Origin of the sequence: Nocardioides sp. W7, from assembly GCF_022919075.1 — a bacterium.
Lineage (GTDB): Bacteria > Actinomycetota > Actinomycetes > Propionibacteriales > Nocardioidaceae > Nocardioides.
Window position 1 is genome coordinate 2,819,097 of record NZ_CP095078.1, and the last position, 26,980, is coordinate 2,846,076.

General features: G+C 73.5%; 30 protein-coding genes and 1 riboswitch. Of the genes, 20 read left to right on the forward strand and 10 right to left on the reverse strand.

What is annotated here, in order from left to right; translation table 11 throughout:
* Positions 1–2: 2 nt before the first annotated feature.
* Complete coding sequence (locus MUB56_RS13400) at positions 3–608, reverse strand: heme-copper oxidase subunit III (protein WP_280637415.1); 606 nt, start codon at positions 606–608, stop codon at positions 3–5.
* 106 nt (positions 609–714) lie between these two features.
* On the opposite strand from MUB56_RS13400, the gene MUB56_RS13405 reads away from it, so the two are divergent.
* Genes MUB56_RS13405 through trpD form a run of 3 tightly spaced genes read left to right on the forward strand, consistent with a single transcriptional unit; the run spans position 715 to position 3,185 of the window.
* A complete protein-coding gene (locus tag MUB56_RS13405) occupies positions 715–1,677 on the forward strand; it encodes a cytochrome c oxidase assembly protein (protein ID WP_244927520.1) in 963 nt (320 codons plus the stop codon).
* 58 nt (positions 1,678–1,735) lie between these two features.
* A complete protein-coding gene (locus tag MUB56_RS13410) occupies positions 1,736–2,158 on the forward strand; it encodes a hypothetical protein (protein WP_244927521.1) in 423 nt (140 codons plus the stop codon).
* Between the two features lies 1 nt (position 2,159).
* Positions 2,160–3,185 carry an anthranilate phosphoribosyltransferase gene (gene trpD / locus MUB56_RS13415; protein ID WP_244927522.1) on the forward strand — a complete coding sequence of 342 codons (1,026 nt, stop codon included), beginning with the start codon at positions 2,160–2,162 and terminating at the stop codon, positions 3,183–3,185.
* Positions 3,186–3,195: 10 nt separating this feature from the next.
* Here trpD and MUB56_RS13420 read toward each other — a convergent pair whose 3' ends face one another.
* The 4 genes from MUB56_RS13420 to MUB56_RS13435 all read right to left on the reverse strand — a co-directional run bounded on the left by MUB56_RS13420 (position 3,196) and on the right by MUB56_RS13435 (position 7,458).
* Positions 3,196–3,816: a hypothetical protein gene (locus MUB56_RS13420; RefSeq protein WP_244927523.1), complete on the reverse strand. Its 621-nt coding sequence runs from the start codon at positions 3,814–3,816 to the stop codon at positions 3,196–3,198.
* A 35-nt stretch (positions 3,817–3,851) separates the two neighbouring features.
* Entirely contained in the window at positions 3,852–5,294 is a 1,443-nt protein-coding gene (locus MUB56_RS13425; protein ID WP_244927524.1) for a hypothetical protein, read from the reverse strand.
* An 8-nt stretch (positions 5,295–5,302) separates the two neighbouring features.
* Positions 5,303–5,581 carry an Lrp/AsnC ligand binding domain-containing protein gene (locus MUB56_RS13430; RefSeq protein ID WP_244927525.1) on the reverse strand — a complete coding sequence of 93 codons (279 nt, stop codon included), beginning with the start codon at positions 5,579–5,581 and terminating at the stop codon, positions 5,303–5,305.
* An 86-nt stretch (positions 5,582–5,667) separates the two neighbouring features.
* Positions 5,668–7,458 carry a DEDD exonuclease domain-containing protein gene (locus MUB56_RS13435; RefSeq protein WP_244927526.1) on the reverse strand — a complete coding sequence of 597 codons (1,791 nt, stop codon included), beginning with the start codon at positions 7,456–7,458 and terminating at the stop codon, positions 5,668–5,670.
* 114 nt (positions 7,459–7,572) lie between these two features.
* Between MUB56_RS13435 and MUB56_RS13440 the strand changes: the two genes are divergently transcribed.
* The 6 genes from MUB56_RS13440 to MUB56_RS13465 all read left to right on the forward strand — a co-directional run bounded on the left by MUB56_RS13440 (position 7,573) and on the right by MUB56_RS13465 (position 13,204).
* The gene (locus MUB56_RS13440) at positions 7,573–7,833 is read left to right on the forward strand and encodes a hypothetical protein (RefSeq protein ID WP_244927527.1); all 261 of its coding nucleotides are present in this window, start codon (positions 7,573–7,575) and stop codon (positions 7,831–7,833) included.
* Positions 7,834–7,908: 75 nt separating this feature from the next.
* Complete coding sequence (locus MUB56_RS13445) at positions 7,909–9,129, forward strand: NYN domain-containing protein (protein WP_244927528.1); 1,221 nt, start codon at positions 7,909–7,911, stop codon at positions 9,127–9,129.
* A gap of 56 nt (positions 9,130–9,185) precedes the next feature.
* Positions 9,186–9,392 (forward strand): hypothetical protein, encoded by a 207-nt coding sequence (locus MUB56_RS13450; protein WP_244927529.1) that lies wholly within the window; start codon positions 9,186–9,188, stop codon positions 9,390–9,392.
* Positions 9,393–9,527: 135 nt separating this feature from the next.
* Positions 9,528–9,702, forward strand: a riboswitch (cyclic di-AMP (ydaO/yuaA leader).
* Between the two features lie 13 nt (positions 9,703–9,715).
* Positions 9,716–10,699 carry a C40 family peptidase gene (locus tag MUB56_RS13455; protein ID WP_244927530.1) on the forward strand — a complete coding sequence of 328 codons (984 nt, stop codon included), beginning with the start codon at positions 9,716–9,718 and terminating at the stop codon, positions 10,697–10,699.
* Positions 10,700–10,736: 37 nt separating this feature from the next.
* Positions 10,737–11,945 carry a hypothetical protein gene (locus tag MUB56_RS13460; protein ID WP_244927531.1) on the forward strand — a complete coding sequence of 403 codons (1,209 nt, stop codon included), beginning with the start codon at positions 10,737–10,739 and terminating at the stop codon, positions 11,943–11,945.
* Complete coding sequence (locus MUB56_RS13465; protein ID WP_244927532.1) at positions 11,942–13,204, forward strand: M48 family metallopeptidase; 1,263 nt, start codon at positions 11,942–11,944, stop codon at positions 13,202–13,204. The genes MUB56_RS13460 and MUB56_RS13465 overlap by 4 nt, the downstream gene beginning before the upstream one ends.
* On the opposite strand, the gene MUB56_RS13470 is transcribed toward MUB56_RS13465, so the two are convergent.
* Entirely contained in the window at positions 13,195–14,979 is a 1,785-nt protein-coding gene (locus tag MUB56_RS13470; RefSeq protein WP_244927533.1) for an AMP-dependent synthetase/ligase, read from the reverse strand. The two genes, MUB56_RS13465 and MUB56_RS13470, sit on opposite strands and share 10 nt — an antisense overlap.
* A 176-nt stretch (positions 14,980–15,155) precedes the next feature.
* Between MUB56_RS13470 and MUB56_RS13475 the strand changes: the two genes are divergently transcribed.
* From MUB56_RS13475 to MUB56_RS13495, 5 genes are all read left to right on the forward strand, one after another.
* Positions 15,156–15,593: an SRPBCC family protein gene (locus tag MUB56_RS13475; protein WP_244927534.1), complete on the forward strand. Its 438-nt coding sequence runs from the start codon at positions 15,156–15,158 to the stop codon at positions 15,591–15,593.
* 4 nt (positions 15,594–15,597) lie between these two features.
* The gene (locus MUB56_RS13480; protein ID WP_244927535.1) at positions 15,598–16,788 is read left to right on the forward strand and encodes an ArsA family ATPase; all 1,191 of its coding nucleotides are present in this window, start codon (positions 15,598–15,600) and stop codon (positions 16,786–16,788) included.
* Positions 16,785–17,192: a hypothetical protein gene (locus MUB56_RS13485; protein WP_244927536.1), complete on the forward strand. Its 408-nt coding sequence runs from the start codon at positions 16,785–16,787 to the stop codon at positions 17,190–17,192. The genes MUB56_RS13480 and MUB56_RS13485 overlap by 4 nt, the downstream gene beginning before the upstream one ends.
* A complete protein-coding gene (locus tag MUB56_RS13490; protein ID WP_244927537.1) occupies positions 17,189–18,130 on the forward strand; it encodes an ROK family glucokinase in 942 nt (313 codons plus the stop codon). The genes MUB56_RS13485 and MUB56_RS13490 overlap by 4 nt, the downstream gene beginning before the upstream one ends.
* Before the next feature lie 163 nt (positions 18,131–18,293).
* On the forward strand, positions 18,294–19,313 hold the full coding sequence (locus MUB56_RS13495; protein ID WP_244927538.1) for an ROK family protein: 1,020 nt from the start codon (positions 18,294–18,296) through the stop codon (positions 19,311–19,313).
* 162 nt (positions 19,314–19,475) lie between these two features.
* Here the strand turns inward: MUB56_RS13495 and MUB56_RS13500 are convergent, their stop codons facing one another.
* Entirely contained in the window at positions 19,476–19,943 is a 468-nt protein-coding gene (locus tag MUB56_RS13500; protein ID WP_244927539.1) for a hypothetical protein, read from the reverse strand.
* Positions 19,944–19,975: 32 nt separating this feature from the next.
* Positions 19,976–20,746 carry an alpha/beta fold hydrolase gene (locus MUB56_RS13505; RefSeq protein WP_244927540.1) on the reverse strand — a complete coding sequence of 257 codons (771 nt, stop codon included), beginning with the start codon at positions 20,744–20,746 and terminating at the stop codon, positions 19,976–19,978.
* A 67-nt stretch (positions 20,747–20,813) separates the two neighbouring features.
* On the opposite strand from MUB56_RS13505, the gene MUB56_RS13510 reads away from it, so the two are divergent.
* The 6 genes from MUB56_RS13510 to MUB56_RS13535 are packed head-to-tail and all read left to right on the forward strand — an operon-like array spanning position 20,814 to position 25,593.
* The gene (locus tag MUB56_RS13510) at positions 20,814–21,536 is read left to right on the forward strand and encodes a lysophospholipid acyltransferase family protein (protein WP_244927541.1); all 723 of its coding nucleotides are present in this window, start codon (positions 20,814–20,816) and stop codon (positions 21,534–21,536) included.
* Positions 21,537–21,544: 8 nt separating this feature from the next.
* The gene (locus tag MUB56_RS13515) at positions 21,545–22,669 is read left to right on the forward strand and encodes a DUF5931 domain-containing protein (RefSeq protein ID WP_280637416.1); all 1,125 of its coding nucleotides are present in this window, start codon (positions 21,545–21,547) and stop codon (positions 22,667–22,669) included.
* On the forward strand, positions 22,666–23,196 hold the full coding sequence (locus MUB56_RS13520) for a flavin reductase family protein (RefSeq protein ID WP_244927543.1): 531 nt from the start codon (positions 22,666–22,668) through the stop codon (positions 23,194–23,196). The genes MUB56_RS13515 and MUB56_RS13520 overlap by 4 nt, the downstream gene beginning before the upstream one ends.
* A gap of 10 nt (positions 23,197–23,206) precedes the next feature.
* Positions 23,207–23,869 carry a response regulator transcription factor gene (locus MUB56_RS13525; RefSeq protein WP_244927544.1) on the forward strand — a complete coding sequence of 221 codons (663 nt, stop codon included), beginning with the start codon at positions 23,207–23,209 and terminating at the stop codon, positions 23,867–23,869.
* On the forward strand, positions 23,856–24,704 hold the full coding sequence (locus tag MUB56_RS13530; RefSeq protein WP_244927545.1) for an arylamine N-acetyltransferase: 849 nt from the start codon (positions 23,856–23,858) through the stop codon (positions 24,702–24,704). Before MUB56_RS13525 ends, MUB56_RS13530 begins: the two co-directional genes overlap by 14 nt.
* A gap of 7 nt (positions 24,705–24,711) precedes the next feature.
* Positions 24,712–25,593, forward strand: coding sequence for a hypothetical protein (locus MUB56_RS13535; protein ID WP_244927546.1), 882 nt, complete (start codon positions 24,712–24,714; stop codon positions 25,591–25,593).
* A gap of 144 nt (positions 25,594–25,737) precedes the next feature.
* Here the strand turns inward: MUB56_RS13535 and MUB56_RS13540 are convergent, their stop codons facing one another.
* Both MUB56_RS13540 and MUB56_RS13545 read right to left on the reverse strand, forming a co-directional pair.
* Positions 25,738–26,166 (reverse strand): hypothetical protein, encoded by a 429-nt coding sequence (locus MUB56_RS13540; RefSeq protein ID WP_244927547.1) that lies wholly within the window; start codon positions 26,164–26,166, stop codon positions 25,738–25,740.
* A complete protein-coding gene (locus MUB56_RS13545) occupies positions 26,163–26,978 on the reverse strand; it encodes a DUF1028 domain-containing protein (RefSeq protein WP_244927548.1) in 816 nt (271 codons plus the stop codon). The genes MUB56_RS13540 and MUB56_RS13545 overlap by 4 nt, the downstream gene beginning before the upstream one ends.
* Between the last annotated feature and the right edge of the window lie 2 nt (positions 26,979–26,980).

A 26,980-nucleotide genomic window follows, 5' to 3' on the forward strand; every position in this document is an offset into this window, starting at 1 on the left:
GGCTACTTGACGAGGTAGATCGTGGCGAAGAGCCCGATCCAGACCACGTCGACGAAGTGCCAGTAGTAGGAGACGACGATGGCGCTGACCGCCTGCTCATGGGTGAATCGGCGGGCGATGTAGGTGCGTCCGAGCACGAACAGGAACGCGATCAGACCACCGGTCACGTGGATCCCGTGGAACCCGGTGGTGAGGTAGAACATCGTGCCGTAGGCCGAGTCCTGGATGGTCACGCCCTCCTGCACGAGGGTGGCGTACTCGACGGCCTGTCCGGCGACGAAGACCGCGCCCATGATGTAGGTCAGGATGAACCACTCGCGCAGTCCCCAGCCCTTGACCTGGAAGACCGAGCCGGTGCGACCCACCTGACCACGCTCGGCGGCGAAGACGCCGAGCTGGCACGTCAGTGACGACAGCACCAGGATCGTGGTGTTCACCGCCGCGAACGGGATGTTGAGGATCTCGGTGTTCTGCGACCACAGGTCGGGGCTCACCGAGCGGATCGTGAAGTACGACGCGAAGAGCGCCGCGAAGAACATCAGCTCGCTCGAGAGCCAGATGATCGTCCCGACGCTGACCATGCTCGGTCGGTCGTGGTGCCCGTGCAGACGGGATGCCGGAATGGTCGTTGCTGTCGCCACGCCGTCATTATGTCGTGACCTGATCTCCTGGCCACCCCGACCCCCTGATGGAGGGGGTCTTAAACTTCACAGAGTGCTGAACCCTGCGGTGACGACCGCGCTGACCACCGTGCTGACGACCGGCCCCGAGCTCCCGGAGCTCTCCTTCGGGCGGTTCTTCTCGGAGTGGTCGCTGGCCCCGCTGCCGTTCGTGCTGACGGTGTGGGCGGTGGGTCTCTACGGATGGGGAGTCCTGGTGCTGCGCCGCCGGGGCGACCGCTGGCCGGTCGGTCGAACGATCGCGTTCGTCGGCGTCGGGATGGGCTCGTTCTACGTCGCGACGGCGTCCGGGCTGGCGTCATACGACTCGACGCTGCTGAGCGTGCACATGGTCCAGCACATGGTGCTCTCGATGGTCGTCCCGATGGCGCTCGCGCTCGGCGCCCCGGTCACCCTGGCGCTGCGCACCCTGCCGGCGGGCCCGCGGCGCTGGCTGCTCGCCGTGCTGCACTCGCGGGTGGCGCGGGTGCTGTCCTTCCCGCCGCTGGCCTTCGGCCTCTACGTCGTCTCGCCATGGGCGCTCTACTTCACCGGCTGGTACGACGCGTCGCTGTCCTCGACGTACGTCCACGAGATGATGCACCTGCACCTGGTGCTCGTCGGCTCGCTGTTCTTCTGGCCGCTGATGGGCGTGGACCCGGTGCCCGGGCGGGTGAGCTACCCGTTCCGGGTGGCGCTGACCGTGCTGACGCTGCCGTTCCACGCGTTCCTCGGCGTCACGATCATGGGCCAGGACACGCTGATCGGCGGCGAGCACTACCGGGCGCTGCGCGAGGGGCCGATGGGGTCGTGGCTGCCCGGCGCGGCCGACGACCAGCACCTGGCCGGCGGCATCCTGTGGGCCTCCGGTGACCTGGTGGGGCTCGCGTTCTTCGGGGTGCTGTTCTTCCAGTGGGTGCGCTCGTCGATGAAGGAGGCCGTGCGCGAGGACCGGCGCCTCGACCTCCTCGAGGCCCGGGAGGCCCGGGAGCGGGCCGCGAGCCGCGCCGAGCCGTGATCCGGTGATCGTGGAGGTCCGTGAGCGCCGGGTCTGCTGACGTCGTACCATCGCGACCGTGAGCGAGTCGACGAAGCCTCTCCAGGTGCTGGTCTACAGCGACGACGTCAACACCCGGCAGCAGGTGATCCTGGCGCTGGGGCGGCGACCGCACCCGGACCTGCCCGAGCTGGAGTACGTCGAGGTCGCCACCGAGCCGGTCGTGATCCAGAACATGGACTCCGGTCGCATCGACCTGGTGATCCTCGACGGCGAGGCCGTCCCCGCCGGTGGGATGGGGATCGCCAAGCAGCTCAAGGACGAGATCTACCAGTGCCCGCCGGTGGTCGTGCTGACCGGCCGCCCGCAGGACGCGTGGCTGGCCACGTGGTCGCGGGCCGAGGCGGCCGTGCCGCACCCGCTCGACCCGATCCAGCTGGCCGACTCCGTGGTCGCGCTGCTGCGCGCCCGGGTCCCCGCCACCACCTCCGTCCCTAGCTGAGGTGACGACCTGGCCTGAGGTCCTCGGCGCGCTCGTCGCCGGGGAGGACCTGTCCGCCGACCAGACCGCGTGGGCGATGGGCGAGCTGCTCGCCGGGGAGGCGACGCCCGTGCAGATCGCCGGCTTCGCGGTCGCGCTGCGGGCCAAGGGCGAGACGATCGCCGAGGTGAGCGGCCTCGCCGACACGATGCTGGCGCGCGCGACCCCGATCACCGTGGAGGGTCGGCTGCTCGATGTCGTCGGCACCGGCGGCGACCGCTCGATGTCGGTCAACATCTCCACGATGGCCGCCATCGTGGCCGCCGGCGCGGGCGCGCGGGTCGTCAAGCACGGCAACCGCTCGGCGTCCTCGAAGTCGGGCTCGGCCGACGTGCTCGAGGAGCTCGGCATCCGCCTCGACCTGCCGGCCGACCGGGTCGCCGAGGTCGCGGTCGAGGCGGGGATCACCTTCTGCTTCTCGGCCGCCTTCCACCCCGCGATGCGGCATGCCGCCGTCGCGCGCCGGGAGCTCGGCATCGGCACCACGTTCAACTTCCTCGGCCCGCTGACCAACCCCACCCGCCCGGGCGCCCAGGCGATCGGCTGTGCGGATGCCCGGATGGCACCGGTGATGGCCGGGGTGTACGCCGCCCGCGGGGTCGACGCCTGGGTCTTCCGCGGCGACGACGGCCTCGACGAGCTCACCACCACCACGACCTCGTCGGTGTGGGTCGTGCACGACGGCACCGTCACCGAGACCACGGTGGATCCGGCGTCGTACGGCCTGGCTCCGGCGACCACCGAGGACCTCCGCGGCGGCGAGCCCGCCTACAACGCCGACGTGGTGCGCCGGGTGATGGCCGGAGAGTCGGGTCCGGTGCGCGACGCCGTCCTGCTCAACGCGGGCGCGGCACTCGCCGTGCACGGCACGCCGGGCGACCCCGTCGACTCGGCCCTCGCCGCCGGTCTGGAGCGGGCCCGCGAGGCCGTCGACTCCGGAGCCGCGGCCGCGCTCCTGGACCGCTGGGTGGCGGCCAGCTCGGCCTGAGGCTTCTCGTCTAGAGGTCGAGGACGAACTCGCGGCCGTTGGGCCGGAAACCGACGTGCTCGTAGTACGCGCCGACCATGTTCGGCGCGGTCAGCACGTGGCGGTAGCCGAGCTCGCGCAGCGCGTCGCTGCGGCGCCAGACGAACTCGCCGGGGGTGAAGTCGCGGTACCTCGGGGTGACGTAGTCGAGCCGCAGCCGCGCGACGTCGCCGTCGGGGCGCACCACCACCACGCCGACGGTCTCGTCGCCGCGCTGCACCACGAACGCGTGGTCGCCCTCGTGGACGCCGTCCCAGTCGGGCTGGAAGCGGGCGATGTCCGCCCGGTGCTGGCGCAGCACGTAGGCCAGGTAGGCGTCCCCGGTGCCGACCGGGAGCACCTCGAAGACGGCCTCGTCGTGGGCCTCGCCGAGCAGCTTGACGATGAACCGGACGTTGATGGCGGCCAGGACGATGTTCATCCCGACCATCGGCCAGACGCCGACCAGGGCGTTGAACACCAGCAGCACGACGCAGCCGGCCAGGTTGAGCGTGCGGAAGCGCAGCACCCGCGCCTGCAGCAGGGAGTACACCAGCAGCGCGCTGCCGCCCCACCCCAGGACGTCGAGCCAGTGGTCGTCGAGCCAGGTCACGCGGCGAGGCTACGGGTCCGGGCCGCGACGCGTGCTCACATCCAGCCGGGAGGCGGCTTCAGCAGCACGAGATCGGGGGAGCGGTGCAGCACCCGCCAGCCCTCGTCGTCCACGAGCGCGCGGCCGAGCGGTGAGCGCGGCCGCACCAGGGCGTACGACACCCCCGTCTCGCGCACCAGCGTGCGCCACCCCGGACGGAGCGCGAGGATGTCGGTGTTGCGGCGCAGCTCCTCGACCGTGAAGGTGTCGCCGTAGCCGTGCATGACCGGGTCGAGCTGGGGATGGCGCCACATCAGCCAGCCCCCGAGGTTCCAGTCGTTGAGCACCGGCGTGCCGGCCGGCAGTGCGGCGAGGGCCGGGTCCGTCCACGCCGGGCGCGCTGGCGGCTCGTCCGCCGTGTGGGGTACGACGGCCGCGAGTACCGGCAGCGCGAGCGCGACCCCGCCGAGGACCACCACCTGCTCGAGACGGGTCCAGGCCGGCCGGTCGCCGAGGTGCCGGTGCAGGGCGGTCGCGGCCACCGGGACGAGCAGGGCGGCCGCCACCGGGACGGTGCGGCCCGAGGCGACCGTGCAGCCGCCCGCGAGGACCAGCAGGCCGAGGGCCGTCAGGTCCGGGGACTCGCGCAGCCCGCGCAGCGTGCGGGGGCCGCGCGGGCCGTCCGTGCCGCGCCAGGCCAGCGCGGCGGCGGCGACCAGGAGCAGGGCGAGCAGGGCCAGCAGCCGCGGGTCGCCGGGGTCGGGCCGGCCCCACTCGGAGAAGAACTCGCGCCGCTCGTCGACCGCCACCACGGCACCGAGGAGCCGCGGGCCGACGGGCGTCACCAGCGTGGCGAGCCCGCTGAGGGCGACCACCGCCGCGCCCCGGGCGACCCGGTCCCAGCGCCGGTCCGGCCGGAGCGCGGTCGCGAGGACCGCGACCCCGCCGATCGCCAGGCCGACCGGCCACATCCCGTGGCAGCAGGCCCACACCCAGGTGAGCGGCACCAGCCACCACGGCGTCCGGCCGGACCGTGCGGCGGCCAGCCAGGCCGTCGCCGTCACGGCCACCAGGAGGTAGCTCAGCACCTGCGGTCGCGCCGACAACCCGGAGCTGGACGCGACCAGGGCCAGGGCCGTCAGCGGTGCGGCGGCGAGCGGCTCGACCCGGCGGCGGGCGACGACGTACAGCGTCAGCGCGAGCGCGAGGAACGCCAGGCCGCTGAGCCAGGCGACGCCGGCCAGGCCGGCCCGGTCCTCGACGGCGGCCATCGTGATCTGGGGCAGCCACTGGGTCGGCACCCAGTCGGCGGTCGCGAACGAGCTGACGCTGCCCGGGTCGCGCAGTGACCATTCGCCCAGCAGCTCGTGGCCGAAGCGCAGGTGGAAGTAGGTGTCCTGGTTGTCCAGCTGCTCGGCGGCCCGGACGGTCAGCACCGCGAGCACGACGAGCAGCAGGATCAGCGGGGCGACCCGCCGAACCAGCGTCAGCGTGCGCACAGGTGGGCTCAGTCGAGGCCCAGCGAGAAGGCGGACTCCAGGTCGTGGCGGGAGTAGGCGCGGAAGGCGATGTGGGTCTCGGTCGCGTTCACGCCGGGGACCTTGTTGAGCCGGTCGGCGACGACGGCGGCGATGTCGTCGTGCTCGCGGACCCGGACCAGGGCGATCAGGTCGATCTGTCCGGTCACGGAGTAGACCTCGCTGACGCCGTCGAGGGCGGCGATCGCCTCGGCCACCTCGGGGATCCGGGCGACGTCGGCCTTCACGAAGACGATGGCGGTGATCATGCGCCGAACGCTACCGGGCCGGCTGGTGGGTTTCGACACGCCGGTCGCGACCTCGTGCCTCGGTCGCGCGGCTCGCTCAACCACCGTCAGCGGATCCGCTGGCGCGTCTCCGCTACCGGCGCCAGGTCGCGCCGGTCGGCGAACGGGACCAGGGAGCGGCGCGACTCGTTCACGGCGTCGTGGAGGGCCAGGTGGCGGGTGGCACCGGCGACCGGGCAGACCCATTCGCCGTCGACCTCGACCAGCCGGATGCCGGGGGACTCCAGCCAGCGCAGCACCTTCTCGGTCTCCTCGGCGGTCGCCGCGGGCACCGGTCCGGGCGCGCTCCGGACGGTCTCGGCGGTGGCTCGCAGCTCCCGGACGAACTGGTGGGCGTCGGCCCCGGGTGGGATCACCCCGGACGCCGCGAGCCGGCCGAACCGGACGACGTGGACGGCCCAGCGGCCGTCGTCCTCGCGGCGCGCCGCGACCACCTCGGAGCAGCGGGTCAGCGCCGAGAGCCGCTGCGTGCGGGCGGCGGCCCGGATGAACGCCGCGAGCCGGTCGCGGTGGGTGCCGGCCTCCTCGAAGCGCTCGTCCGCGGCCAGCGCGGCCATCCGGTCGTTGATCGCCTCGACCACCTCGTCGGGTCGGTGCAGCAGGGTCTCGCGCAGCTGGCGCACCACCGCGGCGTACGTCGCCTCATCGACGCTGCCGTCGCACGGGGAGAGGCACCGACCCAGCTCGGCCAGCACGCACGGGGTGCGGGAGGGCGCGCGGCTCATCCGCTCCGAGCACTGGCGCACCGGGAAGGTGTCGTGCAGCGCCGCGAGGGACTTCTCGGCGGCCTTCCTGGAGCCGAACGGCCCGAGGTAGTCGGCGTCGTCGTCGAGGACCCGCTTGACCAGCGACAGCCGCGGCCAGGGCTCCCGGGTGAGCTTGATGAAGTGGACCTTCTCGGGGAAGCGCGAGCGCCGGTTGTAGCGCGGCTTGTGCTCGGCGATCAGCCGCAGCTCACGCACCTCCGCCTCCAGGGCCGTCGCGCACTCGATGCCGGTGACCTGCGAGGCCAGGCCCACCATCTCGCCCATCCGCGACCGGGTCTCGGAGGCGGTGAAGTAGCTGCGGACGCGGGTGCGCAGGTCGCGGGAGGTGCCGATGTACAGGACCCGCTCGCTGTCGTCGCGGAAGAGGTAGACCCCGGGGGAGTGCGGCAGCCCCTCCGCGAGGTGGCGCTTGCGGCGCTGGGCGGTGCTGACCCGGGCCGAGAAGGTCTGCAGCTCCTCGAGGGTGTGCACGCCGAGCCCGCCCAGCCGCTCCATCAGGCCGTGCAGGACGTCGACGGTCGCGCGGGCGTCGGAGAGGGCCCGGTGGTTGGGCGTCGTGGTGGAGCCGAAGACCCGGGCCAGCGAGGCGAGCTTGCAGTTGGGCGCGTCGTCGCGGGTGATCACCCGGCGGGCCAGCCGGGCGGTGTCGAGCACCTCGAACGCCGGCCACGGCCGGCCCTGCTGGGCGGCGAAGTGCTGGAGGAAGCCGACGTCGAAGGGCGCGTTGTGGGCCACCAGCACGCAGCCCTGCGCGAACTCCAGGAACGCCGGCAGCGCCGAGTCGATCGACGGCGCCCCCGCGACCATCGCGTTGCTGATGCCGGTGAGCACGGCGATGAACGGCGGGATCTCGGTGTGCGGGTCGACCAGCGTCTGGAACTCGCCGAGCACCTCGCCGCCGCGGACCTTCACCGCCCCGATCTCGGTGATCATCGAGCCGCCCTGCGCGGAGCCGCCGGTGGTCTCGAGGTCGACCACGCAGAAGGTCACCTCGCTCAGTCGACGGCCCAGCTCGTCGAAACTGCGTTGCGACTCCCAGCGGGAGCGCGCAACGTGGGTGGTGCTGCTCATGTGCTCGAACGTAGGTCGAGGCACCGACAATCCGCGGGCGCCGCGCCCGGGCCTCCCAGGTCAGCCCTAGGGTTAGACCGTCCCGAGCAGCACCGTCTTTGAGGAGAATCCCCTGTGAGCACCGTGATCCCCGACGCCGCCCACCGCTGGCGCTGCGCCGGCTGCGGCAACCTCACCCGCTTCGACGTCACCCGCACCCGTCGTACGACGGAGTACTGGCACTTCGACCTCGCCGGCGACCACCGGGTCGAGGAGACCGCGGTCGACGGCGAGAGCGTCGAGTCGGTGACCTGCCGCTGGTGCGGCCGCGCCGACGCGATCGAGGTCGTCTCCCGCAACGACGCCGCCGTCGCCGACGACCCGGCCGCCGGCTAGCCCACCATGTCGGGCTCGTCAGGGCCGACCGGCCCAGGACTGGACGCACTGCCGGCGTCCGCTCGCACGCGCGTCGTGGCGCTCACGGCCGACGTGCTCCCGGCCGTGGTCCGGCTGCCCCCCGCGCTGCGCCGGGTCGCGGAGTTCGCGCCGGTACGACGAGCGCGGCTGGGCGCCGGCGCGATCATCACCGCGCTGGCCGACGAGGAGTTCCGCGAGCGGGTCGCCACCCAGGTGGCGGGGCGTACCTCGCCCGACCGCGAGGACGACGCCGCGGGCCGCGCCGCCCTGGCCTGGCTGCTGCGCCCGGAGGGCTGGCCCACCGTCGTCGAGGAGGCCGCAGTCGAGCTCGCCGAGCGAGACGGGGCGACGGAGCGGGACGAGGCGGAGGCGGCCCGGTTGCGCCAGCGGCTGGAGCAGGTCGAGCAGACGCTGCGCGAGGTGCGGGCGGCGCACAAGGTGCAGGTCGAGGAGTACAAGGTCGAGGTCTCGACCCTGCGCCGCAAGCTGGGCGAGGCCCGGGCCGGCGAGCGCAGTGCGCGGGAGGAGGCCGAGGAGGCCACCCGGGCGGCCGAGGAGCGTCGTACGGCAACCGAGACGGCGTCCGCCGCGCAGGACAAGGAGCTCCGACGGCTGCGCGCTCAGGTGGAGCGGGCCGAGGCCGAGCTCAGCGCCGGTCGCCGCGCCGCTCGCTCCGAGCGCGACGAGGGCAGCCTCCGGGCCCGGATGCTCCTCGACACCGTGCTGGAGTCCGCGGCCGGGCTGCAGCGCGAGCTGGCCCTGCCTCCGGTCTCGGGCGCGCCGGGGGACCGGATCGAGCGCGAGCTCGCCGAGGCGGGCGCGCCGGCGGCGGCCTCCACCGCCGTACCGGGTGGCGCGACTCCGGCAGTGCTCGAGCAGTACCTCTCCCTGCCCCGCGCGCGACTGCTCGTCGACGGCTACAACGTCAGCAAGACCGCCTGGCCCGAGTCCACGTTGGAGGCCCAGCGGACCCGGCTGCTCGGCGCGCTCGCCCCGCTGGTCGCTCGCACCGGAGCCGAGGCGACGGTCGTCTTCGACGCCGCGTCCAGCTCGACGCGCCCGGTGGTCCGGGTGCCGCGCGGGGTGAAGGTGCTGTTCAGCCCGGAGGGGGTGATCGCCGACGACGTGCTCCGCGAGCTGGTCGCCGCCGAGCCGCGGGGCCGGATGGTGGTGGTCGTCTCCAGCGACCGCGCGGTGGCGACCGACGTCTCCCGCGCCGGTGCCCGCGCCGTGGCCTCCGAGGCCCTCCTCGGCCTGCTCGCCCGCACCTCCTGAACTCGGCGAGGGGTGGGGGGCAGGGGACTGTCGGTGGTCGCTGTCACGGTGGGCGCATGACGACGAGAATCGACTGCGACTCCTGTGTGGTGCGCGGGCTCGCGTGCCACGACTGTGTGGTCACCGTGCTCCTGGGCCCGCCGCCCGAGCTGACCTTCGACGACGACGAGCGCCGGGCGCTGGAGGTGCTGGCCGCGGGTGGGCTGGTCCCGCCGCTGCGCCTCGTCCGACCCGTCGACCCGCCGGCGGTCGAGTCGGCGTGAGGCAGGTCTCACCCGGGCGACAGCGGCGGAAGTAAAGAAAACCCGTGAATCGGTCGGGTCCGGTTTTGCCAGCCCCTCCGTGGCGACTAGCCTGTCGCACTCAGGTGCTCGTGGAAGTGGACCGCCCAGGTTCGCGCGAGCACCGCGTCGAGTTCCGGTTCGCTTGCGGACCGGGAGCCGGGGACCCACCACATCTGGGGTGAATCTCTCGCAAGGCGTACGACGTCCACGGGCTCGTACGAGGAGCGTGAGTAGGGCAAGTCGTGCCCGAACCCGTCAGCTCACCCGGTAGGCGTACGACACCCAAGGGGAACATCCCGCTCGTGCTCAACGGTCGGAAGCGCTTCATCACTGCCCTCGCAGGGCTCGCCCTCGCCGGATCCGTCGGCTTCATTCCCACCTCGCCGGCGCAGGCCGAGCCGGACATCGACGATGTGCAGGCTCGCGTCGACCGGCTCTTCCACGAGGCCGAGCAGGCCTCGGAGCGCTACAACGACGCCAAGCTGGAGCTGACCGAGCTGCGCAGCGACCTCGGGACGCTCCGTGCCGACGAGAAGCGCCAGGACGCCAAGCTCGACGTGATCCGCGACCAGGTCGCCGACTCGCTGGTCAGCGAGTACGCCGGCTCCGCCACCTCGGCCGCCGGCCGGCTCTTCGTCTCCGACGACCCGAGCGCCTTCCTCAACCAGCTCTCGACGATGGCGAGCTACAACGACCTCCAGGGCGACCTGCTGGCCGGCTACTCCGCCGAGGTCGACGCGCTCGAGATCCGCCGCGAGGCCACTGAGGCGCGCTCGAAGCAGGTCGCGAAGACCGAGGCGGCGCTCGCCGCCGAGAAGGAGACGACCGACGGCAAGCTCGCCGAGGCCGAGAAGCTGCTCGACAAGCTGAAGGCCGAGGAGCGCGAGGCGCTGCTGTCCCGCGGCTCCCAGCGGGTCCCGTCCGACGTCCCGGCCTCGGGCCGCGCGGGCGCGGCGATCTCGTACGCCATGGCGCAGGTGGGCGACGCCTACGTCTACGGCGCCGCCGGTCCGAACGCGTTCGACTGCTCCGGCCTGACGATGATGGCCTGGGCCCAGGCCGGCGTCGCGCTGCCGCACTCCTCCAGCGCCCAGTACTCCTCCGGTCCGCGGATCGCCGAGGGCGACCTGCAACCGGGTGACCTGGTCTTCTACTACAGCCCGATCAGCCACGTCGGCATGTACATCGGCAACGGCATGATCGTGCACGCCGCGAACCCCGGCACCGGCGTGGTCGTCTCGGACCTGCACTCCATGCCGTACGTCGGCGCCGTCCGCCCTGGCTGACGCTCCGACCCCGAAGGCCGGTCGCCCCCGTTGGTGGGTGGCCGGCCTTTCGTCGTTCCTGCTGCTCGTCGTCGGGGTGCTGACCTGGCAGCTCGTCGTCGACGACCCGTACGTCGCGCCGTCGCCCGCCGCCCCCACGGCACGGGCCGTGGACTCGGCGGCGGCCGGCCGGGTGCTCGACGCGCTCGTCGACGCCGTCTCGGCCGCCGACCCCGAGGCCGCCCGGGCGCTCGCCGCGGAGGGTGACCAGGCGGCGGGCGACCTGCTGGCCGCGGTCGCGACCAACGCCGGTGAACTGCGGGTCCGCGACTTCTCGGCCCGCTACGTCGCCTCGACCGGTCCGGCGACCGCGGACGGCACCTGGTCCGTCCGAGCGGACGTCGCGTGGCGCTTCGACGGCTTCGACCGAGCACCGGCGCTGGCCGAGGTGCCGGTTGCGTTCCGGTCCGTCGACGGCGAGGTCGGCCTGGTGTCCATCGGGGGCGGTGACGGGCGCACCCCGGTCTGGCTGGCCGGAGAGGTCAGCGTCCGTCGTACCCCCGAGACGCTGGTGCTGGCAGCGGTCGCCGCCGACGTCGACCGCTACGCCCGGCTCGCGGCGCGCGCCGTGCCGGTCGTGCGCCGGGTGGTGACCGACTGGCGGCCCCGGCTCGTCGTGGAGGTGCCCGCCTCGGCCGAGGACCTGGACCGGGCGCTCGACGCCGATCCGGGGACGTACGCCGGCATCGCCGCCGTCACCACCAGCGTCGACGGGTCGCTGGCGCCCGGCTCACCCGTGCACGTGATGGTCAACCCGGTGGAGCTCGGCCGGCTCCGCCCCGCGGGCGCCCAGGTGGTGATGAGCCACGAGGCGACCCACGTGGCCACCGACGCGCCCACGAGCAGCAGCACCCCGCTGTGGCTGCTCGAGGGCTTCGCCGACTACGTCGCGCTGCGCGACGTGCGGCTCCCGGTGGCGACGACGGCGGCCCAGATCATCGAGCAGGTCCGCCGCGACGGCGTACCGGACACGCTCCCCGGGGCGACCGAGTTCGACCTGCGCGCCACCCACCTCGGCGCCGTCTACGAGAGCGCCTGGCTGGCCTGCGAGGTCATCGCCGAGCGGGCGGGGGAGGACGCGCTCATCGCGCTGTACGACGATGTCGCCGCGGGGATGTCGCTCGACCGGGCGCTGCGCCGCGCCGGGCTCTCGGAGCGGGAGCTGGTCGGGGCCTGGCAGGACCGTTTGTCAGACTTGGCCGCGTGACCCCGGCGGCCCGCAGGACCTCGCTCGTGACGGCCGCCCTCGGTGGGTTCGCCTTCGTCGTGCTCGCCGTCGTGCTGGTGCCGTGGGACCCGGTCCCGGGCGGCGCCCTCCGACCGGCGGACCCGGCGTCGCTGTTCACCCCGGCACAGCTGGACCGGGCCGCGGAGTTCGCGAGCCGCACCGACTGGATCGGGTACGTCTCGCTGGCCGTCCGCCTGGCCGCCGCCTGCTGGCTCGGCTTCTCGCGGCGCGGCCGCGCGCTCTTCGCGCGGCTGCCGGGACCCTGGTGGGTGGCGGTGGTCCTGGCCGTGGCCGCCTTCGAGATCGGGCTCCGGCTGCTGACCCTGCCGTTCGCGGTGCTGCTGCGCCGCCAGCTGCTGGCCTACGGGCTGAGCACCCAGTCCTGGCCGGCCTGGGCGGTCGACCTGGTCAAGGGGGAGGCCGTCGACATCGTGGGCGTCTCGCTGGCCCTCCTGGTGCTGGTCGCCTGCGCCCGGCGCTGGCACCGGGCCTGGCCCGCGGTCGCCGGTGGCGTCGCTGCCGTGCTGGTGCTGCTGGGCTCGTTCGCCTACCCGCTGGTCGTCGAGCCGCTGTTCAACAGCTTCGAGCCGCTGCCGGACGGGCCGCTGCGGACCGAGATCCTCGCGCTGGCCGAGCAGGAGGGGGTGGACGTCGACGAGGTGCTGGTCGCGGACGCCTCGCGTCGGACGACCACCTTGAACGCCTACGTCTCCGGCATCGGCGGCAGTCGCCGGGTGGTGCTCTACGACAACCTGGTCGACGACCTGCCCCAGGACGAGGCGCTGTCCGTGGTTGCGCACGAGCTGGCCCACGCCCGGCACCAGGACGTCGTCGTCGGGACCCTGCTCGGCGCCGCCGGCACCGGCTTCGCGATCGGCCTGCTCGGGCTGGTGCTGGGTGCCCTGCGCCGCCGGGGCGGCGGCTCACCGGCCGACCCGACGGTGGTGCCGCTGGTGCCGCTGGTGCTGGCGCTGTACGCCGTCGCGGCCGTGCTGAGCAGTCCCGTGCAGAACACCATCAGCCGCCAGGTCGAGACCCGGGCCGACGTGGACGCGATCCGGGCGACCGGCGACCCGGTGGCGTTCGTCGAGCTGCAGCGGCAGCTGGCCCTGCGCTCGATCGCCGACCCCGAGCCGCCGGGCTGGGAGCACTTCTGGTTCGGCAGCCACCCGACCGCGCTGACGCGCACCGCCCTGGCCGAGCGGATGGCCGAACGACTGGCCGAGGATCAGGAGTAGAGCTTCTCGACCTCGAGCCGGTGCTCGCGCATCACCACGGCGCGTTTCAGCTTGAGGCTCGGGGTGAGCTGGCCGCCCTCCTCGGTCCAGTCCTCGGGCAGGATCGTGAACTTGCGGATCGCCTCGGCCTTGGAGACCGCCTTGTTGGCGTCCTCGACCGCGAGCTCGACGGCCGCCCGCAGGTCGAGGTCGTCGACCAGGTCGGCGATCGAGCCGGACTTCTTGTTCGACTCCGCCCACAGGGGGAAGGACTCGGGGTCGATGGTGACCAGGGCCGCGATGAACGGCTGGCCGTCGCCGACGACCAGGCACTGGCTGACCAGGGCGTGTGCCCGCAGCCGGTCCTCGAGCACGGCGGGGGCGACGTTCTTGCCTCCGGCCGTGACGATGATCTCCTTCTTGCGACCGGTGATCCGCACGAAGCCCTCGTCGTCGACCTCGCCGACGTCGCCGGTGTGGAACCAGCCGTCGCTCTCGAGCACCTCGGCGGTCGCCGTCTCGTTCTCCCAGTAGCCGGCGAAGACCTGGCCGCCGCGGAAGAGCAGCTCGCCGTCGTCGGCGACCCGCACCGAGGTGCCGGGGAGCGGCCGGCCGACGGTGCCCATCTTCTGCGCGTCCGGGAGGTTGGCGGTGAGCGCCGCCGTGGTCTCGGTGAGGCCGTAGCCCTCGAGCACGATCAGACCGATGCCGCGGTAGAAGTGGCCGAGCCGCTCGCCGAGCGGGGCCCCGCCGGAGATGGCGTACCTGCACTCGCCGCCGAGCGCGGTCCGCAGCTTGGCGTAGACCAGGCGCGAGAAGAGCGCGTGCTGGGCCCGCACCGCGAGCGAGGGCCGGCCCCGGTCGAGACCCCGGGAGTAGGCGATGGCGATCTCGGCGGCGCGCTCGAAGATCTTGCCCTTGCCGTCGGCCGTGGCCTTCTGCGAGGCGCTGTTGAAGACCTTCTCGAAGACCCGCGGCACCGCGAGGATGAACGTCGGCTTGAACTCCTGCAGATCGACCAGCAGGTTCTTGATGTCGGCGCTGTGGCCCAGTCGGGTGCGGGTCTTGACGCAGCCGATCTGGATGATCCGCGCGAAGACGTGGGCCAGGGGCAGGAAGAGCAGCGTGGAGGCGTCGTCGTCGAAGAGCATGTCGAGCTCGTCGACCGCGACCCCCAGCTCGAACATGAAGTTGCCGTGGGTGAGGACGCAGCCCTTGGGGCGCCCGGTGGTGCCGGAGGTGTAGATCAGCGTCGCCAGGTCGAGCGGGGTCGCCGTCGTACGACGCTTCTCGAGCTCCTCGTCGCTGATGTCCTCGCCGAGGCTGGACAGCACGTCGACGGCGTTGTCGGTGATCGACCAGACGTGGTTGAGCCGCTCCAGGTCACCGCGGGCCTCCGCGATCCGGGCGATGTGCCCCACGTCCTCGGCGACCACCGCACGGGCGGCGGAGTCGCGCAGGATCCAGGCGACCTGCTCGGCCGAGGACGTCTCGTAGATCGGCACCGTCACGGCGCCCGCGAACCAGATCGCGTAGTCGAGCAGCGTCCACTCGTAGCGGGTCTTCGAGATCAGGGCGACCCGGTCGCCGGGCTCGATGCCGGCGGCGATCAGCCCCTTGGCCACGGCGCTGACGTCGGTCAGGAACTCGGCGCAGGTGACGTCCACCCACCCGGTCTCGGTGTGCCGGCTGAAGGCGACCGCGTCGGGGGCCTCCGAGGCGTTGGCCACCACGTCGTCGGTGAGGTTCCCGGTTGCCGGGACCTCGATGGTCAGGGGCGTGGAGAACTCCCGCACGCTTCCTCCTTGTCGCGCTCCGCCCGGCCCAAGACCGCCGGCTCCCGGCGCCGCCCGAGGGGCGCCACCCGGCAGGTTACCGCCGCGGGCCGTACCGCCGGTATCCGGTACGCTCCGGACCGTCTGGTCCCACTTCTCACGCACTGACCCAGCGCACTGATCCCAGGGGGCATCCCATGGCCGAACAGACCACGTCCTCCATCGTGATCGACGCCGCCCCCGCAGCCGTGATGGCGGTGATCGCGGACTTCGAGGCCTATCCCACCTGGGCCAAGGGGATGAAGACCGTCGAGGTCACCGTCCCGGGCGCGGACGGTCGGGCCGAGCAGGTCTTCTTCGCCCTCGACGTCTCGCCGATCAAGGACGAGTACACCCTCGCCTACACCTGGGACGGCGACCGCGAGGTCACCTGGACCCTGGTCGAGGGCAAGATGCTGCGCGCCCTCGACGGGGCCTACGTCCTGCGCGACCTCGGCAACGGCAGCACCGAGGTGACCTACCGGCTGGCCCTCGACGTGTCGATACCGCTGATCGGCATGCTCAAGCGCAAGGGCGAGAAGATCCTCATCGATACCGCGCTCAAAGGGCTGAAGAAGCGCGTCGAGTCGGCGTAGCCGAGTGCGCATCCTTCTGTTCACCGGCAAGGGCGGGGTCGGCAAGTCGACGGTCGCCGCGGGGACGGCCGCGCTGTCGGCGGCGGGCGGCCACCGGACCCTGGTGCTCTCCACCGACGCGGCCCACTCGCTCGCCGACGCGTACGGCGTCGCCGTCGGGGCCGAGCCGACCGAGGTCGCCGAGCGGCTCTTCGTGCAACAGGTCGACGCGCAGCTGCGGTTCCAGCAGTCCTGGGCGGAGATCCAGGGCTACCTGCTCTCGGTGCTCGACGTCGCCGGCGTCGACCCGGTGGCCGCGGAGGAGCTGACGGTCATCCCGGGCGCCGAGGAGGTGCTGGCCCTGCTCGAGCTGCGGCTGCACGCCCGCTCGGGGGCCTGGGACGTGATCGTGGTCGACTGCGCCCCGACCGCGGAGACGCTGCGACTGCTCGCGCTGCCCGAGGCGCTGGGCTGGTACATGCAGCGGGTCTTTCCCGCCGAGCGCCGGATCGTCAAGGCGCTCCGGCCCGTGCTGAACCGCGCGGCCGGCGTCCCGATGCCCGGTGACCGGGTCTTCGACGCCGTCGAGCGGCTGCACGCCGAGCTGGACGAGGTGCGTCAGCTGCTGTCGGGTCCGGAGGCGAGCGTGCGGCTGGTGCTCACCCCCGAGTCGATCGTGCTCGCCGAGGCCCGCCGCTCCTACACGACGCTGTCGCTGTACGGCTACCGCGTCGACGGCGTCGTCGCCAACCGGGTCTTCCCGGCCGAGGACGCCGACGACTGGCGTGCCGGCTGGGTGCTGGCCCAGGACGACGTGCTCGTGCAGGTGGAGCAGTCCTTCGACGGGCTGCCGATCTGGCGCTCGGTCTACCGGCCCCGGGAGCCGGTCGGGGTCGCGGCGCTGACCGACCTCGCCCGCGAGGTGTACGGCGACTCCGACCCGCTGGCCCCGCCCGCGGGTGACGGGCCGTTCCGGATCCGCCGTACCTCCTCGGGAGCGGTGCTGCACCTCGCGCTGCCCCACGTCACCCGCGCCGACGTGGACCTCGCCCGCAACGGCGACGACCTGGTCGTGACCGTGGGGTCGTATCGTCGCGTCCTCACCCTGCCGTCGAGTCTCGCCCGGCTCCAGGTCGCCGGCGCGCGGGTCGAGGCGGGTGAGCTGCAGGTGAGGTTCCGTGAGGTGGCCGCGGCCCCGGAGAAGGAGCGCGCGTGAGCGAGGACGAGCAGGGCAGCGGCGTCGGCAGCGTCGGTGAGGAGGCCGCCAAGCTGTTCGGCGCGTTCGCCGACCTCGCCCGGGACCAGGGCTCGGACCTGGGCAGCGGCCTGGCCGGGCTGGCGTCGTACGCCGCGGGTGCGCTGCGCGACGTCGACGCGCACGTCGCGACCGGCGACGCCGCGTGCACGTACTGCCCGGTCTGTCGCACCGTGCACCTGGTCCGGCAGACGAGCCCCGAGGTCCGCGCCCACCTGATGTCGGCGGCGGCATCGCTCGCGCAGGCGGCGGCCGGGCTGCTCGCGACGGCCGTCTCGCCGGAGCACCGCGCCGGGGCCGGCGGAGTCGAGCGGATCGATCTCGACGAAGATGTCCCCGACGACGGATGGGTGGAGGACGAATGACCCTGGCGTGTGGGGTGGACGTGGGCGGCACGAAGATCGCCGGCGGCGTCATCGACGAGGACGGCAGCATCGTCGAGGAGCTGCGGGTGGTCTCGCCGGCGACCAGCGCCGACGCCATCGAGGACGCCATCGCCGGTCTCGTCACCGAGCTGAGCTCGCGACACGAGATCTCCGCGGTCGGCGTGGGCGCCGCGGGCTACATCGACAAGGCGCGGGCGATCGTGATGTTCGCCCCCAACATCGCCTGGCGCAACGTCGACCTGAAGACCGAGCTCGAGAAGCGCGTCGACCTGCCGGTCGTGATCGAGAACGACGCGAACGCCGCCGCCTGGGGTGAGTTCCGCTACGGCGCCGGCCACGACGTCGACGACCTGCTGCTCGTGACCGTCGGCACCGGGGTCGGTGGTGGGGTCGTGCTCGACGGCGAGCTCTACCGCGGCGCCTTCGGCGTCGGCGCGGAGATCGGCCACATGCGCGTCGTCCCCGGCGGCGCCCTGTGCGGCTGCGGGAACCACGGCTGCTTCGAGCAGTACGCCAGCGGCAGCGCCCTGGTCCGGGAGGCCCGGGTCTCCGCGCGGGGCGGCTCGCTGCTCGCGCGGCACGTGCTCGACCTGGCCGGCGGGGATGCCGACAAGATCACCGGCCCGCTGATCACCGAGGCCGCCCGCGCGGGCGACCCGTTCGCGGTCGAGCAGCTGGCCGACCTCGGCAAGTGGCTCGGCGAGGGCATCGCCTCGCTCACCGCGATCCTCGACCCCGCGGTCGTCGTCATCGGCGGCGGCGTCAGCGAGGCGGGGGAGCTGCTGCTCGGCCCCACCCGGGCCGCGTTCGCAGCCCAGCTCACCGGCCGCGGGCACCGCCCGTCGCTGGAGATCCGCAAGGCCCGACTGGGCAACCGGGCGGGGCTGATCGGCGCCGCCGACCTCGCCCGGCGATAGGCCATGTCTATGAAGTCGGCGCCTGCTCCGCGGATCCCCGCATCCGACCTGGCCGCGTTGTCGTCGACTCGGAGGGACTCCGTCCCACCTTCGCTCCTCCGCCTTGCCAGCTCGGCGCGGGAACCCGCTCGCGACGGCGCCGACTCCAAGGACCTGGCCTGACATGGCCCTCTTCATCGGCGTCGACGTCGGCGGCACCAAGGTGCTGGCCTCGGCCGTCAGCGCGAGCGGCCGGGTGCTGCGCACCGCACGCCGGTCCACCCCGGGCCGGCTGGTCGACCCGGTGGTCGTGGAGGACGCGCTGACCGAGGCGGTCCAGGAGGTCGCCGGTCGCCGGGCCATCGACGGGGTGGGCCTCGCCGCGGCCGGCTTCGTCGACGGCGCGGGCGAGCGGGTGATGTTCGCGCCGCACCTGCCCTGGCGCGGCGAGCAGGTGCGGGCCCGGCTGATGGAGCGCTGGGGCACCACCGTCGTCCTCGACAACGACGCCAACTGCGCGGCCCGGGCCGAGGTCGCCTTCGGCGCCGCCCGCGGGGCCACCGACGCGATCGTGGTCACCCTCGGCACCGGCATCGGCGGGGCGGTCGTGCTCAACGGCCGGGTGCACCGCGGCAGCAACGGGATGGCGGGGGAGTTCGGCCACATGCAGGTGGTCCCCGACGGACTGGTGTGCGAGTGCGGCGGCACCGGCTGCTGGGAGCAGTACTGCAGCGGCAACGCGCTCGCCCGGCACGCGCGCTCTCAGCTCGGCCGGGTCCCCACGCTGCTCGACGGGCTCTGCGGCGGCGACCCCGCCGACCTCGTCGGGCCGATGGTCACCCAGGCCGCCGACCAGGGCGACCAGGTGGCCCTCCAGGCGTTCGCGTCGGTCGGCGACTGGCTCGGCGTCGGCGTCGCCAACCTGGTCGCGGCCTTCGACCCCGACGTGGTCGTCGTCGCCGGCGGCGTCTCCGCCGCGGGCGAGCACCTGCTGGCGCCGGCCCGCTCCGCGCTGGCCCGCTCGCTCGTCGGCACCGGCCACCGGGTCGTCCCGCCGCTGCTGCGGGCGACCCTCGGCCCCGAGGCGGGCGTCGTCGGCGCCGCCGACAAGGCCCGCTCGGCTGTCCGCAGTGGCGGTCGGCGGGCGCGCGCGCTGCGTCGTACTCGGGTCGGTGCGCGGGCTGCGCGGCGGTCGGGGGAGTAACGGCGGCGGAGAGTTTCACCGCCCAGGCGGAGAAACTCACGCCTACGTCGTGAAGCATCTCGACACCAGCACGAGTTTCTCGACACCGATGATGCTGGGGAGACTCCTGAGACCGCCCAGCAGGAACCTGACGGCATCCGGCCGCCGACGACGGACCGGTCCCTAGATCTGGGCGCCGTCGTCCCACGGGTCGCGCGGGCCGCGGGGCATCTGCCACACCAGATAGAGGAAGCCGCCCACGAAGGCGGCGACCAGGCCGTAGGCCAGCAGCCGGGGCAGGCCGATGTTCGCGACCAGGCACACCAGGAGCACGGCAGGGGAGCCGAACACGCCGAGCCAGGCGGCGAGCCGGTCCCGGCTGGGTCGCGGCAGCGGGGGCGGCGGCGGGGGGACGAAGCGGTCCTCGGGGTCGACCAGCGGCGCGGTGAACCACTCGGGCTCGTCGGCGAGGCCGTCGCCGCCCCCCGGACCCACCATCTCGGGGGCCAGGTCGGGCCCCAGCTCCGCCGGCAGGTCGGGCCCCAGGTCGGCCGCCAGGTCCGGCGTCGCCTCGGGGTCGAGGTCGGGTCGGGTCCCGTAGTTGTCGACGATGGAGCGCCAGACTGCGTCCTCGTCATCGTCGCGCTGCACCACTCGAGGGTAGGCCGTCGGCCCCAGGCCTTCTAGAGCGCGGTCACCCGGGCCACGAAGTCGGCCGTGTCGGCGTAGATGCGCGGTGCGTCGTTGTCGAGCGTCGCGACGTGGTAGCTCTCCTCGAGGCGTACGACGGTGACGTCGCGCGAGGAGACCGAGCCGGTGATGAGCGGCTCGGACAGCTCGTCGACCACGTGGTCGACGGTGGAGCGGAAGTACAGCAGCGGAGCGGTGATCCTCGACAGCTCACCGGCGAGCGCCGGCCAGGCCCCGAACATCGAGGCGGCGGCCCGCAGCGGCACCCGCGGGTAGCCGTGCTCGGTCACGCCGTCCTTCTTGATGTCGTCGACGATGCCGGGCATCGAGGGGAGCACGTGCTTGAGCACGGGCAGCAGCTTGACGTCGAAGCGCTTGGTCGCGACCGCGGGGTTGACGACGACCACGCCCGAGACCCGGTCGGGATGCTCGGCGGCGACCCGCAGGCTCAACGCGCCGCCCATGGAGAGCCCGCCGACGACGACCGCGTCGTTGTCCAGGCAGAGCTTGTCGAAGACCCGGGTCAGCTCGCCGTACCAGTCGACCCAGCTCGTGCGGTTCATCTCCTGCCAGGTGGTGCCGTGCCCGGGCAGGCGCGGGACCTCGACGGCGTACCCCAGCGCGGCGAGATGCTCCCCCCACGGCTTGACCGAGGCGGGCTGGCCGGTGAAACCGTGGCAGATCAGCACGCCGACGCGCCGGCCGCCGGTGAGTTCGGGGCGCGCGGGGACCGAGAGTGGCGTCGCCAGCGGGTGCATCGTCATGGGCTCACTGTAGGTGTGCGAGGGTCTACAGTTCCGGTGTCTCGGTCGGTCGTGGGAAGGGTGTGCGGTGTTCTACTGGTTCCTGAAGTGGATCGCGCTGGGGCCGGCGCTCCGCGTCGTGTTCCGCCCCCAGGTGATCGGGGCCGACAACGTCCCGCTGGAGGGCCCGGCGATCCTCGCCAGCAACCACCTCTCGTACGCCGACTGGCTGTTCATGCCGCTCACCCTGTCGCGGCGGGTGACGTTCGTGGCGAAGGCCGAGTACTTCACCACCCCCGGTATCAAGGGCTGGTTCCAGCGGCAGTTCTTCTCCGGTGCCGGCCAGGTGCCGATCGACCGCTCCGGTGCCTCGGCGGCCGAGGGTGCGCTGAGTGCCGCCAAGCGGATCCTCGACGAGGGGGACCTGTTCGGCATCTACCCCGAGGGCACCCGCTCCCACGACGGGAAGCTGTACCGCGGCAAGACGGGCGTCGCCCGGCTGGCGCTCGAGACCGGCGTGCCCGTGATCCCGGTGGCCGTCGTCGGCACCGACGTGGTCGCGCCGCCGGGCAAGAAGTTCGGGCGGCTGGTGCGGCCGGTGGTGCGCTTCGGCAAGCCGCTGGACTTCTCCCGCTACGAGGGCATGGAGAACGACCGGTTCATCCTGCGTTCGATCACCGACGAGATCATGTACGAGATCATGCGGCTCTCCGACCAGGAGTACGTCGACAAGTACGCCTCCCGCGCCAAGGAGGAGTCGAAGAAGGCCGAGCAGGCGGCCGCGGCGGACGAGCAGAAGAAGGCGTCCTGAGTCGAGAGATCGGCTGGCGCCGGCCCGAGACGACGGTCGAGGACCGGCTGTTCCGGGCCCTCGCGCTGCTGCGGGTGGTCCTGCTCGTCAACGCGGTCGGGCTCAACCTCTACCGCGCGGACAACTTCCAGCGCCCGGTCGCAGGTCTGGTCCTGACCCTGACGATGGTCGGCTGGACGGCCTTCACGGTCTGGGCGTACGCCGACCCGGCGCGCCGCAACCGCGTCGTGCTGGGCCTCGACCTGGCGGTCGCCCTCGCCCTGCTGCTGGCCACCCCCCTGGTGAAGGGCGCCGGGTTCAGCGCGACGGTGCCCGGCTTCTGGGTGATGGGCGCGCTGCTGGCCTGGGCGGTGCACTGGCGCTGGCAGGGCGGCCTGGCCGCCGCGCTCGTGCTGGCGCTCGCCGACCTCGGCATCCGGCAGGAGATCAGTCAGACCAACTACGGCAACGCCTACCTGCTGGTGATCGGGGGCGTCGTCATCGGCGGGCTGGCCGACTCGCTGCAGCGGATGGCCGAGCACCGCGACGCCGCGGAGCGCGAGGCGGCGGCCGCGGCCGAGCGGGCCCGGCTCGCGCGGGCCGTGCACGACGGGGTGTTGCAGGTGCTGGCGCTGGTGCAGCGCCGCGGCGCGGAGCTCGGGGGCGAGGCGGCCGAGCTGGGCCGGCTGGCCGGGGAGCAGGAGACCGTGCTGCGCGGCCTGATCCACGCGCAGGACGCGCTGCCCGCCGCGGACGGCGGGGCGGGCACGGTCGACGTGGCCGCGGAGCTCGCCCGGCTCGCGCGGCCCGGCGTCGTGGTCGCGGGCCCCGGCGTACCCGTCGAGCTGGCGGGGTACGCCGGCCGCGAGCTGGTGGCCGCGGTCGCGGCCTGCCTCGACAACGTCGCCCGCCACGCGCCCGGGGCCTCGGCCTGGGTGCTGCTGGAGGCGCTTCCGGACCGGGTGGAGGTCTCGGTGCGCGACGACGGCCCCGGCATCCCCGAGGGCCGGCTCGGCGAGGCCGCCGACCAGGGTCGGCTCGGCGTGCGCGAGTCGATCTGCGGCCGGGTCTCCGACCTGGGCGGCACCGCGACCCTGACCACCGGGGCCGACGGCACCGAGTGGGAGCTCACCGTCCCGCGGGAGGCCCGATGACCATCCACAGCACGCACCCGTTCGCCGACCCCGAGCCCGACCCGGTACGCCGCCTCCGCGGCCGACTCGGCGGCGCGGTCTCGCTGTGGACCGCGGGCGACCTCGACGACCGGCACGGGCGGGCCGGGCTGACCGTGAGCTCGCTGATGGTCGCCGCCGGGGAGCCGGCGCGGCTGCTGGCGCTGATCGATCCCGACTCCGACCTCGCCGACGTGGTGGCCGACTCCGGGCGGTGCGTCGTCCAGCTGCTCTCCTGGGAGCACCGCGGCCTGGCCGAGGCGTTCGCCGGCACCGCCCCGGCTCCCGGCGGCCCGTTCCTGCTGGCCGCTTTCGAGCAGACGTCGTGGGGTCCTCGGCTGGCGGGCGCGACCACCTGGGCCGGCGTACGCGTCGAGACGACCGGGACCGTCGGCTGGTCGACGCAGCTGACCTGCGTGGTGGAGGAGATCGTCGTCGGCGACGACCGCGACCCGCTGGCCCACCGACGGGGGCGGTGGCTGCGTCCGGCGCCCGAGGACAACCACTAGATTTCCCGCCATGGACGAGCAGCCGATCCGCGTCATGGTCGTCGACGACCACCCCATGTGGCGCGACGCCGTCGAGCGCGACCTGCAGGTGGCGGGCTTCGACGTGGTGGGAGTCGCCGCGAACGGCGCCGAGGCGCTGGCCCGGTTCCGGGCGGTGCGGCCGCAGGTGCTGGTGCTCGACCTGCAGATCCCGGCCCCGAACGGCGTCGAGGTCACCGCCGAGGTGCTCCGCCACGACCCGTCGGCGCGGGTGCTGATCCTCTCCGCCTCCGGCGAGCAGGCCGACGTCCTGGAGGCGGTCAAGGCCGGCGCCACCGGGTACCTGGTGAAGTCGGCGTCGCGCGAGGAGCTGCTCGACGCCGTACGCCGGGTCGCCGCGGGAGACACCGTCTTCACTCCGGGGCTGGCGGGCCTGGTGCTGGGGGAGTACCGGCGGCTCAGTGAGCCGACCGCCGCGCAGGACGGCTTCCCCGAGTTGACCGAGCGCGAGACCGAGGTGTTGAAGATGGTGGCCAAGGGGCTGTCGTACCGCCAGATCGCCGAGCGGCTGGTGCTCTCGCACCGGACCGTCCAGAACCACGTGCAGAACACGCTGCGCAAGCTCCAGATGCACAACCGGGTGGAGCTGACCCGCTACGCGATCGAGCGGGGGCTCGACGATGCCGACGCGTAGGTACCTCCAGCGGCTGCAGATCGACGCCGGAGCACCGCCGACCCTGGACACCCTGTTCCTGGTCCACGACCGGCACCTGCAGCACGTGCCGTACGAGAACCTCGGCATCATGCTCGGCCTGCCGCCGTCGGTCGACCCGGAGACCTGCCTGGACCGGGTCGGCCGGGTCGGTCGGGCCGGCTACTGCCTCCACCAGAACGCCGCCCTGGAGCTGGTGCTGAACGACCTCGGGTTCACCGTGGAGCGGCGGCACGGGCACGTGTGGCACGACGAGGCGCAGCGGACCGGCCCGCTCAACCACCTGGTGCTGGTGGTGACCGACCTGCCGACTGCCGGCAACCCCGGCGGCCGCTGGTGGGCCGACGTCGGCCTGGGTGAGGGGTTCCGGCTCCCGCTGCCGCTGGTCGAGGGTGAGCAGGTGCAGGACGGCTTCCGCTACCGGCTCGACGACGTCCGGCCCGACGGCTGGTCCTTCCGCAACGACGCGTCCGGCTCGTTCGTCGGGGTGGAGGTCACCGACGGCGACACCGGGCCCGGGGCGATGGTGGCCGCGCACGCCGAGCTGTCCGCCCCGGGCGAGGGACGGTTCGCCCGGATCGTGGTCGTCCAGCGGCGCGACACCGAGGGGATCTGGGAGGTGCGCGGCTGCCTGCTGCGCCGGGTGACCCCGACCGGCGTCACCGAGACCGTGCTGGCGTCGTACGACGACTGGCGCGCCGCGCTGGCCGAGCAGCTGCAGGTGCCGCTCGACGACCTCCCGCAGGAGCCGTTGCGCGAGCTGCACGCCCGGAGCTGGGCGGCGCACCAGGAGTGGGAGACGGCCGGTCGGCCATGAGGTCTCGATGAGCGAGCTGCTCCAGATCGCCGACGAGCTCTACGGGCTCGACCTGGCCGAGTTCACCCCGGTCCGCGACGCCCGGGCGAAGGCACTGAAGGGGACCGAGCTCGGCAAGCAGGTCAAGGCGCTGCGCAAGCCGGCCACCGCGGCCTGGGTGGTCAACCTGCTCGTCCGGCACGAGACCGAGCAGGTCGACCAGGTGCTCGCGGTCGGCGCCGCCCTGCGCGAGGCGCAGGCTTCGATGTCGGGCGACGAGCTGCGCGCGCTGACCAGGCAGCGGCGGCAGCTGACCGCCGCCGTGACCACCCAGGCGCGTGGTGTCGCGAAGGAGCGCGGGCTGAAGGTCACCCCGGCCGTCGCCGACCAGATCGAAGCCACCCTGACCGCGGCGATGGTCGACGAGGGGTGCGCGGACGCGGTGCGCAGCGGCCTGCTGGTGACGGCGCTGACGGCCACCGGCGTCGACGAGGTCGACCTCGCCGCCGCGGTGGCGGCGCCCGAGGCGCTCGGCTTCCAGGCCACGGCGCGCGACGCCGTACCCGTGTCCCGCCCGGAGCTGCACGTCGTCCCCGACCCGGACGCGGACGCCAAGGCCCGGGCTGCGGCCGAGGACCTGCTCGAGTCGGCCCAGGAGGAGGTCGACGCCGCGCAGCAGGAGCTCGACGAGGCCGCCGCCTCGGTCACCGAGCTGGAGGCCAGGGCCCTCCAGCTGCAGGGGGAGATGGAGGAGCTGCGGCGCCGGCTCGCCGAGCTGGAGACCACCGCGGAGGAGGTCGACGACGAGCTGTCCGACGCCGAGGACGCGCGTTCGGAGGCCGAGACCGTCCTGGAGGAGGCCACCCATGGGCGGGACGCGGCCCGGGCGGCGCTGGACCGGTTGTCGTAGGGCGGTCACACCTGTCCCATGAGTCTCCGGTTCATCATGGGATGTCGCCGAGTTGTCACTTCCCACGGCGGGCACACCATGGGAAGTGACAGCTCGTCTGCATCCCATGATGAATCCGCAGCGGCCCAGCGGCTCGCCCTGCCCTCAGACCACGAGCGATACCGCCCGTCCCACGAGCCGGGAGTCGGCGGGGCCGACCGGGCCGGGCGTGACGAGTTCCGGCAGCACGTCGTCCGGTACGCCGAGCTCTGCGGCGCGGTCGCTCGACCAGGCCGGGTCGGTGGTGACCTGGAGAAGCCCGCGGGTCGCCCGCGCGACGAGGTACGACGCGATAGGGCCGGCGGCGTAGCGCCCCTCGACCACCAGGGCCCAGGTGTGCGGCTCGTGGGCGGCGATCCAGGCCAGCCCGGTCGCCGGGTCGGCCCGCGCATCGGGCGCCAGGAACGCCGCCCGCGGCGAGCCGAGGGTCTCGACATCCCAGAGGACCAGCGACGGCGGGCCGTCGACGACGACGAGCTCGGCGTCAGCGGGGATCGAGGCGAGAAAGGCCTGCCAGAGCTCCTCGGCGGTCACTGGCCGCGGACGATCGCGAGCACCTTCTCGTCGATCCACGACAGGTCGGGCGCGACGCGCATCTCGTAGTTCTCGGTGCCGACCCAGGCCGCGAAGTCGCGGTGCCCCCGGGCCTCGGCGAACGCGGCCAGCTCGGCGTCCAGCTCGGGCGTCACCGGCTCCTTCTCCTCCTCGGTCGAGGCGGTGAGGTAGAGGTCGTTGAGGTCCAGCAGCCGGGTCAGCTCGGGGATCGGCGCGGTGTGGTCGTCGACGCGCAGGTCGACGGCGATGTCGTCGAGGCCGCCGTACCCGGCCTCGTCGCGTACGACGAGCAGCGCGGCCGACTGCCGACCCCGCCGGTCACCGCCGGCGTCGTCGCCCGCGGTCAGCGCGGCGAGCAGCCGGTGGGCCAGCGGCAGGTCGGCGTCGGAGGCCTCCCAGGCGTCGCGCATCGCGAGCACGACCTGCTCCCCGGCCAGCACGTTGCCCTGGATCGCGTAGCCCTCGCCGGTCAGCCCGCCGGCCCAGTCCAGGCAGGCGGGGCCGGTGTGGGTCGCGGCGCCGCCGTCGACGTCGACGATCCCGACCTGGCGGTGGTCGCGGCCCTCGTCCTCCTCCAGCAGCCGCTGCAGGGCGACCGGGGCGGTGGCGCCGTCGTCGAGGTGGGAGAGGGCCAGGCCCTTGTAGGCGACGTTGGCGTCGGCCTGGGTGGCGATCGCGCCGACCTGGGCGACGGCGGCCGGCACGCTGGCCCCCACCGCCAGGAACCGGGAGGCGACCGCGACCCCCCAGGACTCACCGTCGGCGGACCGGGCCACGATCGAGAACGTCATGG